Here is a 12,564-nt window from a genome sequence, read left to right as displayed (position 1 = left end):
ACGTCTTATTTTTTCTTAATAACATTTTTCTATATGCGGCATCGTAAAACGGTGTGGTTTGACTTTTTAGATTAATTTTTTATTAACTCAAAAAAGTAGGAAAAATGAGTACATTACAATTCGAAACAAATGCATTACATGCTGGGCATGATGTAACACAAACAGGAGGAACAAGAGCTGTTCCAATCTATCAAACAACTTCATATGTGTTTAATAATGCAGATCATGCAGCTAATTTATTTTCTTTAAAAGAATTAGGATTTATTTACACACGTTTAAATAATCCAACAAATCAAATTTTACAAGAACGTTTAGCGGCTTTAGAAGGTGGAGTAGGAGCAGTAGTTTTTGCTTCGGGAACAGCAGCAATTTCAACAGGTTTATTAACGTTATTAAGAGCTGGAGATCATATTGTAGCTTCTAGTAGTTTATACGGAGGGACTTATAATTTACTAAAAGTGACTTTACCAAGATTAGGAATTACAACAACTTTTGTTGATCCATCAGATCCTGAAAATTTCGGAAAAGCAGTACAGGAAAACACAAGAGCATTTTTTGCTGAATCGTTAGGAAACCCGAAGTTAGATGTACTAGATCTTGAAAATATTGCTTCTGAAGCTAAGAAGGCGAAAGTTCCTTTTATCGTAGATAATACAGTTGCTACGCCATCTTTATTGAATCCAATTGAATACGGTGCAAATATTGTTATTCATTCATTAACAAAATACATTGGCGGGCAAGGAAATTCTCTTGGAGGAGTAATTGTTGATGCAGGTAATTTTGACTGGGATAATGGTAAATTTCCAGAATTTACTGAACCTTCTGCTGGTTACCACGGATTAAAATATTACGAAACTTTAGGGGCAGCATCATTTACATTCAAATTAATTTTAGAAGGATTACGTGATTTTGGAGGAGCATTAAGTCCAACCAATGCATTTCAAATCATTCAAGGTTTAGAAACCTTACCCGTAAGAATTCAAAAGCATAGTGAAAATGCATTGGAATTAGCAAAATGGTTACAAGAACAAGACGAGGTAGCTTGGGTAAATTATCCAGGTTTAGAAGGAAATAAATACAAAGACTTAGCTGATAAATACTTACCAAAAGGTCAAAGTGGAATTGTAACATTCGGAGCTAAAAAAGGATATGAAGCGGCAAAGACCATAGCAGACAATACGAAGTTATTCTCATTATTAGCAAATATTGGAGATACAAAATCTTTAATAATTCATCCAGCAAGTACAACACATCAACAGTTGAGTGATGAAGAACAAGAAGCAACAGGAGTAACGCAAGATTTAATTCGACTTTCAGTAGGATTAGAAAATGTAGAAGATTTAAAATCTGATTTAAAAGAAGCTTTTAAAGCTGTAAATCAGTTAGTAATTCAAGAATAATTTGTTTCTAAGTTCATAGTACAATGCACACATTAGGCCATATTAATTTACCTAGTTATATAACAGAAAGTGGTAAGGCAATACCAATTCGTTTGTCTTACCAGCTTTTCGGACAACCACTTCATGAAGCACCAGTGATTTTAGTAAATCATGCGTTAACAGGGAATAGTAATGTTGCGGGAGAAGATGGTTGGTGGAAAGACATAATTGGTGAACATAAAATCATTGATACTAACAAGTACACTATTTTATGTTTCAATATTCCAGGTAATGGCTACGACGATTTTTTAATTGATGAGTACAAAAGTTTTATAGCAAGAGATGTCGCTCAAATCTTTATTCAAGGTTTAAAAGAGTTGAATATTGAAAAACTTTTTGCTCTAATCGGAGGTTCTTTAGGAGGTGGAATTGCTTGGGAAATGTCAGTATTGCAACCAGAAATAACCGAGCATTTAATTCCTATAGCAACAGACTGGAAATCTACAGATTGGTTAATAGCCAACTGTCAAATTCAAGAATTGTTTTTAACCAATTCTAAAAATCCAGTTCACGATGCTAGAATTCATGCGATGTTATGTTACAGAACTCCAGCATCATTTAAACAACGATTCCAAAGAAGTAAAAACGAGAGTTTACAAATTTTCAATGTAGAAAGTTGGTTGTTACATCATGGAAAAAAATTACAAGAGCGTTACCAATTGGCTTCATATAAATTAATGAATCAGTTACTAAAAACGATCGATGTAACTCAAGGAGAAAATACAGAAGATATTCTAGAAAACATTAAAGCCAATATTCACATTATTGGAGTGGATTCTGATTTGTTTTTTACTGCGGAAGAAAATAGAGAAACGCATAAAAAATTAGCGCAAAAACATCCTAATGTAACGTACAATGAAATTAATTCTGTACACGGACACGATGCGTTTTTAATTGAATATGAACAACTAGAAAAAATATTCGGATCAATTTTTAAAGAAAATCCAAAAGCTAAAAAGATGAAAGTTTTAAAGTTTGGAGGGAAATCATTATCAAATCAAGGAATTGATAATGTCATCAATATTATAGAAAATAAAATAAATAAAGGAGAGCATATTACAGTTGTAGTTTCAGCAAGAGGAAATGCAACAAACGAATTAGAATCAATTTTAGAACGTGCCTCAAAAAGTGAAACTTATCAAGAGCAATTAGAAGCTTTTAAATACGAGCAAACTAAAATTACACCATTATTAGATTTTTCTAATGAGTTTCAAAAACTAGAAAAGTTATTTGAAGGAGTAAGTTTATTGGGTGATTATAGCAATAAAACAAAAGATGAGGTTTTAGCTCAAGGTGAGTTAATTTCGATAAAAACAGTAACAGAATTATTACAACAAAGAGGAATTCCAGCTCATGCAACAGACGCTAGGGTTTTACTAAAAACAGATGAAAGTTTCGGAAATGCACAACCTATAGATACGCTTTCTAAAGAGAACGTTGTAAATCATTTTAAAGAACATAACGGAAGTACAGTTAATATTGTTTCTGGTTATATCGCTTCAAATTTAAAGAATGAAACAACTACTCTAGGTAGAAACGGAAGCAACTATACAGCGTCTTTATTGGCAAATTATTTAGATGCAGAAGAGTTACAGAATTATACACATGTAGATGGAATTTTTACTGCAAATCCAGATTTGGTTAGTGAAGCTAAAAAGATTGAAGAACTTTCATTTTCTGAAGCCAATGAATTAGCAAATTTCGGTGCGAATATTCTACATGCAAAAACAATTATTCCGTTAATAGAAAAGAATATAAATCTTAGAATTTTAAACACGTTTAATCCTAAGGATGCTGGAACTTTAATTACTTCAAAGAGTAAAACTAAAGGGATCAAATCAATTTCAGTATTAGAGAATGTAGCTTTACTAAATTTTGAAGGAAGAGGTTTATTAGGTAAAATTGGAGTAGATGCACGTATTTTCAAATCTTTAGGAAATCATGGAATAAGCGTTAGTATTATTTCTCAAGGCTCTTCAGAAAGAGGAATTGGATTGGTGGTTGATAAAGAAAAGTCAAAATTAGCGGTTAAAGCTTTAGAACAAGAATTTGCACAAGACTTAATTACTAAAGATGTCAATCAAATCACAATTGTAAATAACGTTGCTGTAATTTCAATTATTGGTCAAGATCTTAGTGAATTCCACTTACCATACAATGCTCTAATTCAGAATCAAATAGTTCCGTTATTATTCAATAATACAATCTCAGGAAAGAATGTGAGTTTGGTAGTGAAAAAGGAAGAATTACACAAAGCAGTTAATGTAATTCACGGTCAGGTTTTTGGAGTAGCTAAGAAAATAAACATTGCAATTTTCGGAAAAGGTTTAGTAGGTGGAACTTTAATTGAACAAATTTTAGCAAGCGCAAAAAACATTTTGGAAAGAAGAAAAGTCCAGTTAAATATTTTTGCTGTAGCCAATTCTAAAAATGTATTGTTAAGTAAAAACGGAGTAGATAAAGACTGGAAAGACAATCTGAATGATAGTGATACAAGTAACAGTATAGAAGAAGTGATAAGTTTTGCAAAAGAACATCATTTAGAAAACTTAATCGCTGTTGATAATACAGCTAGTAAAGATTTTGTACACAATTATATTCCTTTAGTAAAAGCAGGTTTCGATTTAGTTTCATCGAACAAAATAGCAAATACAGTTGCACATTCTTTCTATAAAGAATTACGAGATGTTTTAGAAGAAAACAAAAAAACATATCTCTACGAAACCAATGTAGGAGCAGGATTACCATTAATTGATACAATAAAATTATTACACGATTCAGGAGAAAATATTACGAGAATTAGAGGAGTTTTTTCAGGATCATTAAGTTTTATTTTCAATACATTTTCTGAAGAAGAAACTTCATTTTCAGAAGTGTTATCCGAAGCTATTAAAAATGGATATACTGAGCCAGATCCTAGAGAAGATTTATGCGGTAATGATGTAGCCCGAAAACTTTTAATCCTTGCCAGAGAATTAGATTTAGAAAATGAGTTTGAAGATATTCAAATTCAGAATTTAATTCCAGAAGAATTGAGATCTGGAAGTGTTGAAGATTTCTTATCAAATACTACAAAGTTAGATCCATATTACACTACAGAAAAGTCAGATCAAAAAGAAAATCATGTACTAAGATACATTGGAGATTTACATGGAGACTTACAACAAAATAAAGGAGAGTTAGATGTAAAACTAGTTTCTGTAGCTAAAGATACACCACTTGGAAGTTTAAAAGGATCTGATGCCATATTTGAAATTTACACAGAATCTTATGGAGATCAACCGCTAGTAATTCAAGGAGCTGGAGCTGGAGCAGAAGTTACAGCAAGAGGTGTATTCGGAGATATTTTACGATTAACAAAAAAATAAAACAAATGAACATTCAACTAAAAAATTATAACAAACACCTATTATTTGAAGCAAAAAATCAAACGGGCTATTCATTATTAGTAGGACAAACTCAAGATGAAACCTCTGTAAATGCTATTCGTCCGATGGAATTAATGTTGGTAAGTCTAGCAAGTTGTAGTAGCATCGATGTAGTAAAAATTCTAAACAAACAAAAGGTTTACGATTTCGATTATAATGTTTCAATAGATGCTACTCGTAAAGAAGATGAAATACCAGCAATTTTTCAAGATATCACCATTACGTATAGTTTCAATGGAACGGTGAGTAGTGCAAAAGTTAAAAAGGCAACAAGTTTGGCTGTAGAAAAATATTGTTCTGTAGCTAAGATTATAGAGCAAACAGCTAAAATCAATTATAAAATTATTTTGAATAACAAAGAGATATGAGTAAGAATTTTGAAACACAGGCCGTAAGAATTCAGACAGAACGTTCACAGTTTTCAGAACATTCTACACCATTATTTTTAACATCAAGTTTTGTTTTTGATGATGCAGAAGATATGCGAGCTTCTTTTGCAGAAGAGAAGCAACGAAATCTATACAGTAGGTTTTCTAATCCAAATACTACAGAGTTTGTAGATAAAATTGTTGCAATGGAAGGAGCAGAAGCAGGTTATGCATTTGCTACAGGAATGGGCGCTGTGTTTTCAACATTTGCAGCATTATTAAGTGCTGGAGATCATATCGTTTCTTCACGTTCTGTTTTTGGTTCTACACACAGTTTATTTACAAAGTATTTGCCAAAATGGAATATAGAAACTAGTTATTTTAAAGTTAATGAATTAGATAAAGTTGAAAGTTTAATTCAACCGAATACTAAAATTTTATATGCAGAATCACCTACAAATCCAGCAGTAGATATTTTGGATTTAGAAGCATTATCTCAAATAGCTAAAAAGTATAACTTGTTATTGGTGATAGACAATTGTTTCGCAACACCATATTTACAAAATCCGATAAAATTCGGAGCAGATTTAGTAATTCATTCAGCAACAAAATTGATTGACGGACAAGGAAGAGTTTTAGGCGGAGTTACAGTAGGAAAAGTAGAATTGATTAAAGAAATCTACTTGTTTTCTAGAAATACTGGTCCTGCGATGTCACCATTTAATGCTTGGGTATTATCTAAAAGTTTAGAAACTTTAGCTGTTCGAGTAGATAAACATTGTGAGAATGCATTAAAAGTTGCTCAATTTTTAGAAGCGCATGCAGCGGTAAATTTTGTGAAATATCCTTTTTTACCATCGCATCCTCAATATGAAGTAGCAAAAAAGCAAATGAGATTAGGAGGTAATATTGTAGCTTTTGAAATTAAAGGAGGAATCGAAGCTGGAAGAAAGTTTTTAAATAAAATAAAATTATGTTCTTTATCTGCAAATCTAGGAGATTCTAGAACAATTGTAACGCATCCTGCTTCCACAACTCACAGTAAACTAAGCGAAGAAGATCGACTAGAAGTTGGAATTACAGATGGATTAGTACGTAGCTCGATAGGATTAGAATTTGTAGATGATGTTATTAAGGATCTAAAACAGGCGTTAGAAGTGTAAAAATCTATAAGAAAGTATATATTTGTAGTATGCTTTCTAAGAAAACAAAATATGGGATTAAGGCTTTAACTTTTATTGCGAAGCAAGAAAAAGGAGAAAAGGTTCAGATTGCAACAATATCTGAAAGTGAAAATATATCTCATAAATTTTTAGAAAGTATATTACTTACCTTAAGAAAAGCAGGTGTTTTAGGAGCCAAAAAAGGAAAGGGTGGAGGTTATTACATGATTAAAGAGCCTTCTGAGGTTAAAATGACAGAAGTAATCCGAACTCTTGAAGGCCCAATTGCAATGGTACCATGTGTAAGTTTGAATTTTTATGAAAAATGCGATGATTGTCCAGACGAACAAGCATGTGCAGTACACAAATTAATGATTCAAGTACGTGATAATACATTGCATGTTTTACGTAATACTACGCTTGCCGATCTAGTTTAGTTAAACAAATATTACAATAGTGTTAATTTTTTGATTTTTACTTTGATATTAATGAATCATACGTATATTTGTTTTATAAACCTACTATCCCGATAGGGTAAATGTGTTTTGAAAATGATAATTGAACAAGTAATAGAAGATAAATCGAATTTCAAGGAAGATAGATACTCCGAAAAACCAATGCGAAGTGTAGTAAAATCAATTAGTTGGAGAGCAGTCGGAACTATAGATACCATCGTAATTTCTTGGTTGATTACAGGAGAAGTAAATACAGCATTATCAATAGGAGGAATCGAATTAGTAACCAAAATGTTGTTGTATTTTTTTCACGAAAGAGTTTGGAATAGCATTAAATGGGGCAGAAAATGAATATAGAAGAAATAAATAAAGAATTAAAAGGAAAATCTCCTCAAGAGATTGTAAGTTGGGCTTTATCAGTAGCTAAAAAACCAGTAGTTACAACTAATTTTAGACCATATGAAAGTGCAATTTTACATTTAGTGGTAACTGAACAAAAAGATATTCCAGTAGTGTGGTGCGATACAGGTTATAATACACCTCAAACGTATAAACATGCAGAAGAACTTATAGAAAAATTAAGTTTAAACGTAAAGTTATATGTACCAAAGCAAACTGTTGCTCACAGAGATGTTGTTTTAGGTTTACCAAGTGTAGATGATCCAAATCATGCTGTTTTTACAGAGCAAGTAAAACTAGAACCTTTCAAAAGAGCAATGCACGAACATCAACCAGATGTTTGGTTTACAAATTTGAGAAAAGGACAAACTGCTTTTAGAGATAGTATTGATATTGTTTCTGTTAGTAAAGATGGAGTGCTAAAAGTGAGTCCTTTTTACAATTTTTCAGATGAAGATTTAGATCAATATTTAGCGGAATTCGATTTGCCTAACGAGTTTAAGTATTTCGATCCAACTAAGGTAGAGAGTAATAGAGAATGTGGTTTACATATTTAAAAAACATGATTATGAATACGGATGTAATTAGAGTAGGAGCATTAGAGAGTGAAGCAATTTATATCATAAGAGAAGTAGCAGCTCAGTTTGAAAAGCCTGTGTTGTTATTTTCTGGAGGAAAAGATAGTATTACCCTGGTAAGATTAGCTCAAAAAGCTTTTTACCCAGCAAAAATTCCATTCCCTTTAATGCATATCGATACAGGACATAATTTTCCTGAAACTATTGAGTTTCGAGATCGATTAGTTGAAGAGTTAGGAGTTGAGTTAATCGTTCGTAATGTTCAAGATAATATTGATGCTGGTAAAGTAAAAGAAGAAACTGGAAAGTATGCGAGTAGAAATATTTTACAGACAGAGACTTTACTAGATGCAATTGAAGAATTCGGATTCGATGCGTGTATCGGTGGAGCAAGAAGAGATGAAGAGAAAGCAAGAGCAAAAGAAAGAATTTTCTCAGTTCGTGATGATTTCGGTCAGTGGGATGAAAAAAATCAAAGACCAGAATTGTTCGATATGTTAAATGGAAGAATTGATTTAGGTCAGAATGTTCGTGTGTTTCCTATCTCAAATTGGACAGAGTTAGATGTATGGTCATATATCCAAAAAGAAGCTATTGAAATTCCTTCTATATACTTTGCGCATCAGCGTGAAACTTTCTTAAGAGACGGATTGATTTGGTCTGCAAATGATGGAGTTGTATATCGAGATGAAGATGAGAAAGTTGAGCAAAGAATGGTTCGTTTTAGAACTGTAGGAGATATGAGTTGTACTGCAGCGGTTTTGTCAGATGCTGTAGATATTGCATCTGTAGTTGCAGAAATTAGAGAATCCAAAATTTCTGAACGTGGCGCTAGAATAGATGATAAGCGTTCTGAAGCGGCAATGGAAAAAAGAAAGCAACAAGGATATTTTTAAAGAATTACAAAATTAAAGAAGAGTTAAGGACTGTAAGAAGTTATTGTTTTTAGGGATTATTTTAAAGAACCTTACAGTCTAAAGCTCTAATAATAGCAAAGAAATGAACGTACTAAAGATAGCAACAGCAGGAAGTGTAGATGACGGAAAGAGCACGTTAATAGGACGAATTTTATACGACACAAATTCATTGACCGAAGATAAACTTCAAGCAATTGAAGAAAAAAGTAGGCAACGTGGATTTGACTATTTAGACTTTTCATTAGCTACAGATGGTTTAGTAGCTGAAAGAGAACAAGGAATAACAATAGATGTAGCTCATATTTATTTTTCTACACCAAAAACAAGTTTTATTGTAGCCGACAGTCCTGGACATATCGAATACACCAGAAATATGGTAACTGGAGCATCAAATTCTCAAGCTTCTATAATTTTAGTAGATGCTAGAAATGGTGTAGTCGAGCAAACATATCGTCATTTCTTTATCAATAATCTACTTAGAGTGAAAGAAGTTGTTATTGCGGTGAATAAAATGGACTTAGTAGATTATTCTGAAGAGAAATTCAACCAGATTAAAGGAGAGATTGAGTATTTAGCTCAAAAAAGCGGATATCAAGATCAAAATTTAACTTTTGTGCCAGTTTCAGCTCTACATGGAGATAATGTAGTTACTGCGTCAAATAATATTCCATGGTATACAGGTAAAAGCTTATTAGAGTATTTAGAAGGTTTACATGTAGAAGAGGAACAAGATTCTGATTTTAAAGTACGTTTTCCTGTACAAACCGTAATTCGTCCTAAAACAGACGAATATCACGATTACAGAGGTTATGCGGGTAAATTATACGGAGGAGATTTAGCAGTTGGAGACGAAGTTACTGTATTGCCTTCCGAAACAAAATCTAAAGTAAAAAGTATTCAGTTTTTCGATCAAGAATTCGAACAAGCTAAAAGTGGAAGTTCTGTAAGCATAACATTAGAAGATAATGTGAATGTGAGTAGAGGTGATATGTTAGTGAAAACTGGTCAAGAACCAAAAGTTGTAAAACAATTAGAAGCTACAATTTGTTGGATGGATAGTACGCCATTACAGGCTTCAGAAAAATATTATATCAAGCACGGTGTAAACGATGTACAAGCTAAGATTACAAGTTTAGATACAATTATTAATACTGACTTTTCAGGCGAAAATGAAAACCCTTCAAAACTTTCCCTGAATGAAATAGGGAAAGTTAGCCTGAAAGTAAGTAAACCATTATTTGTGGATAGTTATAAAGAAAACAAAGCGAATGGAGCTTTTATCTTAATCAATCCGAAAACAAATAATACTTCGGGAGTAGGTTTCATCAATTAAAAAAAACAGGAAATGGCAATTATTATAACAGACGAATGTATCAATTGTGGTGCCTGTGAGCCAGAGTGCCCGAATACAGCGATTTACGAAGGGGCCGAAGACTGGAATTACGGTCAAGGAACTTCTCTAGAAGGAGATATTGAATTGTTGAATGGAATTAAGCTAAATGCTGAAGATGATCAAGAAGCAATATCTGATGAATATTATTTCATTGTACCAGATAAATGTACAGAATGTAAAGGGTTTCACGAAGAGCCACAATGTGCAGCAGTTTGTCCTGTTGATTGTTGTGTTCCTGATGAGAATCATGTAGAAACCGAAGAAGAATTATTAAACAAGCAGCAATTTTTGCATAACTAAACCCTATTACCATGCAAAGTTTTAGAAGCGAAATAGAAAATCCAGTTGTTGAAAAAGACATCTTGGAATTAGAAAGAAAAATTAGACTTTTTAAGGAAGGAAAGGTAGATGAAGAGCGTTTTAGAAGTCTACGTTTAGCTCGTGGTGTATATGGGCAAAGACAGTTAGGAGTTCAAATGGTACGTATAAAAATACCGTACGGAAAAGTAACTAGCGAACAATTGCATCGTATTTCTGATGTGTCTGATGAATATTCTAGAGGAAGATTACACATTACGACTAGACAAGATATTCAAATTCACTATGTAAGTTTAGATAGAACGCCTGAGCTTTGGTCTCAATTAGAGAAAGATGATATTACATTAAGAGAAGCTTGTGGAAACGCAGTAAGAAATGTAACAGCATCAGAAACTGCAGGAATAGATCCTAAAGAACCTTTTGATGTAACGCCATATGCACACGCAACATTTCAATTTTTCTTAAGAAATCCTGTTTGTCAAGAAATGGGGAGAAAGTTTAAAATGTCTTTTTCTGCCACAGATGATGATACTGCGTTAAGTTTTATTCACGATTTAGGTTTTATAGCTAAAACTAAAAAGATCGGAGATCAAGAAATTCGCGGATTTAAAGTTGTGTTAGCAGGTGGACTAGGTTCTCAGCCAAGGCATGCAGATGTAATGTATGATTTCTTAGCTACAGATCTATTAATTCCAACTATAGAAGGAGTTTTAAGGGTTTTCGATCGTTACGGAGAAAGAGCTAAAAGAGCAAAAGCTCGTTTGAAATTCTTAGTTAAAGATTTAGGTTTAGATGGATTTTTAAATTTAGTAGATAAAGAAAAAAGAGCTTTAGCATATCAATCTTATCCTATTGATACAGCTGAGTTTGAAAATGAAATTGTTTTTGAAACATCAGAAGTTCCTTCTGTAACTATTGAAGATCAAGATGCATATGATTTATGGAAATCTACAAATGTAATTCCGCAGAAACAAGATGGTTTATTTGCTATTGGAATAAAAGTACATTTAGGTGATTTTTATACTGATAAAGCTAGAAAGTTAGCTGATTTAATTAAGAAATACGGAGCAAATGAGTTACGATTTACATTACGTCAGAATATTTTAATTCGTCATGTAAGAGCAGCTTTTTTACCATTCTTCTACACAGAATTAAATAAACTTGGTTTTGCAGAAGCTGGATACGATAGTTTATTAGATATCACTGCTTGTCCTGGAACAGATACTTGTAATTTAGGTATAGCGAGTAGTACAGGTATTTCAGTAGAATTAGAACGTGTGCTAAGAAAAGAATATCCACAGTATGTAAATAATAAGGACATTACAATCAAAATTAGTGGTTGTATGAATGCTTGTGGTCAGCATAATATGGCACACATTGGTTTTCAAGGAATGTCAATTAAGTCAGGAAATTTAGTTGCACCTGCATTACAAATTTTATTAGGTGGAGGTGTTTTAGGAAATGGAGCTGGACGATTTTCTGATAAAGTAATTAAAGTTCCAAGTAAACGTGGTCCGGAATCTTTAAAAATACTGTTAAATGATTTCGAAAATCATAAAAATAATCAAGAAACCTTTTTGAATTATTATGATAGGAGAGGAAAAACTTACTTTTATGATATTCTGAAGCATTTATCAAGTACCGACGATTTAACAGAGGATGACTTTGTGGATTGGGGACACGATAAAAAATATGTAAAAGCCATTGGTGTAGGAGAATGTGCCGGTGTGGTTATAGATTTAGTGGCAACACTTTTATTCGAAAGCGAAGAAAAAATAGTAAACGCAGAAGCAGCAATTCAAGAGCAAAAATGGTCAGATAGTATTTACCATGCATATGCATCAATTGTGAACACTGCAAAAGCGTTATTGACTGCAGAAGGATCAAAAGTGAAAACAAATACTCAAGCAGCAATCATAACGAATTTTGATAAAGTATTTGTTGAAACAAATAGAATCGTTTTAGAGGGTTCTTTTGAAGAATTGGTTTACGAAATCAATAAACATGAACCAACTGAAGAGTTCGCAAAAGCATATGCGAATAAAGCAAAGAATTTTTATCAAAAGGTAGATGCGTACAGAAAGTTAGAAGTTGAAGTAAAATAAA

Annotated in this window: 11 protein-coding genes; all 11 read left to right on the top strand. The window is 32.5% G+C overall.

Going from position 1 to position 12,564, the window contains the following annotated elements; genetic code table 11:
- Window positions 1–104: 104 nt before the first annotated feature.
- The 11 genes from Q1A15_RS00555 to Q1A15_RS00505 all read left to right on the top strand — a co-directional run bounded on the left by Q1A15_RS00555 (window position 105) and on the right by Q1A15_RS00505 (window position 12,563).
- Complete coding sequence (locus tag Q1A15_RS00555; protein ID WP_299617289.1) at window positions 105–1,400, top strand: O-acetylhomoserine aminocarboxypropyltransferase/cysteine synthase family protein; 1,296 nt, start codon at window positions 105–107, stop codon at window positions 1,398–1,400.
- A 23-nt stretch (window positions 1,401–1,423) separates the two neighbouring features.
- Complete coding sequence (gene thrA / locus Q1A15_RS00550; protein WP_299617287.1) at window positions 1,424–4,807, top strand: bifunctional aspartate kinase/homoserine dehydrogenase I; 3,384 nt, start codon at window positions 1,424–1,426, stop codon at window positions 4,805–4,807.
- 5 nt (window positions 4,808–4,812) lie between these two features.
- Window positions 4,813–5,235: an OsmC family protein gene (locus Q1A15_RS00545; RefSeq protein WP_299617285.1), complete on the top strand. Its 423-nt coding sequence runs from the start codon at window positions 4,813–4,815 to the stop codon at window positions 5,233–5,235.
- A complete protein-coding gene (locus tag Q1A15_RS00540) occupies window positions 5,232–6,398 on the top strand; it encodes an aminotransferase class I/II-fold pyridoxal phosphate-dependent enzyme (protein WP_299617283.1) in 1,167 nt (388 codons plus the stop codon). The genes Q1A15_RS00545 and Q1A15_RS00540 overlap by 4 nt, the downstream gene beginning before the upstream one ends.
- A gap of 29 nt (window positions 6,399–6,427) precedes the next feature.
- On the top strand, window positions 6,428–6,835 hold the full coding sequence (locus Q1A15_RS00535) for an Rrf2 family transcriptional regulator (protein WP_095074201.1): 408 nt from the start codon (window positions 6,428–6,430) through the stop codon (window positions 6,833–6,835).
- 114 nt (window positions 6,836–6,949) lie between these two features.
- Window positions 6,950–7,204, top strand: a complete 255-nt coding sequence (locus tag Q1A15_RS00530) for a DUF2061 domain-containing protein (protein ID WP_299617280.1) — start codon at window positions 6,950–6,952, stop codon at window positions 7,202–7,204.
- A complete protein-coding gene (locus Q1A15_RS00525; RefSeq protein ID WP_299617278.1) occupies window positions 7,201–7,809 on the top strand; it encodes a phosphoadenosine phosphosulfate reductase family protein in 609 nt (202 codons plus the stop codon). The genes Q1A15_RS00530 and Q1A15_RS00525 overlap by 4 nt, the downstream gene beginning before the upstream one ends.
- Window positions 7,810–7,820: 11 nt before the next feature.
- Entirely contained in the window at window positions 7,821–8,726 is a 906-nt protein-coding gene (cysD, locus tag Q1A15_RS00520; RefSeq protein ID WP_173862369.1) for a sulfate adenylyltransferase subunit CysD, read from the top strand.
- Between the two features lie 103 nt (window positions 8,727–8,829).
- Window positions 8,830–10,080: a GTP-binding protein gene (locus tag Q1A15_RS00515; RefSeq protein ID WP_299617273.1), complete on the top strand. Its 1,251-nt coding sequence runs from the start codon at window positions 8,830–8,832 to the stop codon at window positions 10,078–10,080.
- A 12-nt stretch (window positions 10,081–10,092) separates the two neighbouring features.
- A complete protein-coding gene (locus Q1A15_RS00510) occupies window positions 10,093–10,440 on the top strand; it encodes a 4Fe-4S dicluster domain-containing protein (RefSeq protein WP_095074191.1) in 348 nt (115 codons plus the stop codon).
- An 11-nt stretch (window positions 10,441–10,451) separates the two neighbouring features.
- On the top strand, window positions 10,452–12,563 hold the full coding sequence (locus Q1A15_RS00505; protein WP_299617272.1) for a nitrite/sulfite reductase: 2,112 nt from the start codon (window positions 10,452–10,454) through the stop codon (window positions 12,561–12,563).
- Window position 12,564 lies beyond the last annotated feature (1 nt).

Origin of the sequence: uncultured Tenacibaculum sp. (genome assembly GCF_947495995.1) — a bacterium.
Classification (GTDB): Bacteria; Bacteroidota; Bacteroidia; order Flavobacteriales; family Flavobacteriaceae; genus Polaribacter.
This window is presented reverse-complemented; position numbering and strand designations above follow the sequence as displayed.

What these genes read in the sequence shown, in the direction of transcription:
- Q1A15_RS00515 (WP_299617273.1), top strand. Translation starts at nt 8,830, where the DNA reads ATGAACGTACTAAAGATAGCAACAGCAGGAAGTGTAGATGACGGAAAG.
- Q1A15_RS00555 (WP_299617289.1), top strand. Translation starts at nt 105, where the DNA reads ATGAGTACATTACAATTCGAAACAAATGCATTACATGCTGGGCATGAT.
- Q1A15_RS00510 (WP_095074191.1), top strand. Translation starts at nt 10,093, where the DNA reads ATGGCAATTATTATAACAGACGAATGTATCAATTGTGGTGCCTGTGAG.
- thrA (WP_299617287.1), top strand. Translation starts at nt 1,424, where the DNA reads ATGCACACATTAGGCCATATTAATTTACCTAGTTATATAACAGAAAGT.
- Q1A15_RS00530 (WP_299617280.1), top strand. Translation starts at nt 6,950, where the DNA reads ATGATAATTGAACAAGTAATAGAAGATAAATCGAATTTCAAGGAAGAT.
- Q1A15_RS00545 (WP_299617285.1), top strand. Translation starts at nt 4,813, where the DNA reads ATGAACATTCAACTAAAAAATTATAACAAACACCTATTATTTGAAGCA.
- cysD (WP_173862369.1), top strand. Translation starts at nt 7,821, where the DNA reads ATGAATACGGATGTAATTAGAGTAGGAGCATTAGAGAGTGAAGCAATT.
- Q1A15_RS00535 (WP_095074201.1), top strand. Translation starts at nt 6,428, where the DNA reads ATGCTTTCTAAGAAAACAAAATATGGGATTAAGGCTTTAACTTTTATT.
- Q1A15_RS00505 (WP_299617272.1), top strand. Translation starts at nt 10,452, where the DNA reads ATGCAAAGTTTTAGAAGCGAAATAGAAAATCCAGTTGTTGAAAAAGAC.
- Q1A15_RS00540 (WP_299617283.1), top strand. Translation starts at nt 5,232, where the DNA reads ATGAGTAAGAATTTTGAAACACAGGCCGTAAGAATTCAGACAGAACGT.
- Q1A15_RS00525 (WP_299617278.1), top strand. Translation starts at nt 7,201, where the DNA reads ATGAATATAGAAGAAATAAATAAAGAATTAAAAGGAAAATCTCCTCAA.